The organism is Herbiconiux daphne, from assembly GCF_024979295.1.
GTDB lineage: Bacteria > Actinomycetota > Actinomycetes > Actinomycetales > Microbacteriaceae > Herbiconiux > Herbiconiux daphnes.
Window position 1 is genome coordinate 1 of sequence record NZ_JANLCJ010000378.1, and the last position, 711, is coordinate 711.

Here is a 711-nt window from a genome sequence, read left to right on the forward strand (position 1 = left end):
TTCTGGAAAGACTTTTGAGTCTTTGTTAGCATTCTCATTAAGAATCTTTTCATCAGTTTGTTCAATTAATCCCTTAATGGCAATAGCCAGCGGAGATTTCTCCTCTCGAATACGGTCACGAGTTGCTCGGTATTCAATATATTTATGTGCCACTTCTGGCTCAGATGATAACAGCAACGCTTCTACATCACGCTGAATCTCACCAATATTGACTGTTGTCTGTTCTCGATACTTGTTCATCACTGTGGTTGCGATTCGTTGAGCATCGGTAAAGTTACTAAGATTAGCAGCTTCTTGAGCTTTAAGAATTGCATTAATAATGAGGGTCATATCAAAATCAACAACCTTACCATCCCGCTTAATCACTCGTGCCATTCTCTACCTCCGGTGTCCCTACATTGCCTTCAATATTTGCCATTACCTGAGCGGTGATAACCATCACGTTATGAGGGTAGACACGAGTAATTCGGTCCCCTTCATTTATTACCTGTATTTTAATTTTCTCAGGAAATGTTCCTACTACTTTTCCAAGTGTAATAGCTCGACCATATTCATTGTTACTCCAAGCAACAAAGTCTCCGAGTTTAATTACACGAGATAACATGTCACGATGAACATGTTTAATCAATCCTTTGACTCCCACGGTATCTCCTTATTCTTTATGACCTTCACCAGTATAAGCTGCCGTAGCGCCTTGCTGATTATTGTAAT

Annotated in this window: 2 protein-coding genes; both read right to left on the bottom strand. The window is 39.8% G+C overall.

Translation table 11 applies throughout. The features are described 5' to 3' along the window. A partial coding sequence (locus N1032_RS25345; protein ID WP_259543360.1) for an ATP cone domain-containing protein occupies positions 1-375 on the bottom strand: 375 nt, incomplete at its 3' end. Further along, positions 359-643, bottom strand: a complete 285-nt coding sequence (locus N1032_RS25350; protein ID WP_259543362.1) for a hypothetical protein — start codon at positions 641-643, stop codon at positions 359-361. The genes N1032_RS25350 and N1032_RS25345, both read right to left, overlap by 17 nt. Positions 644-711 lie beyond the last annotated feature (68 nt).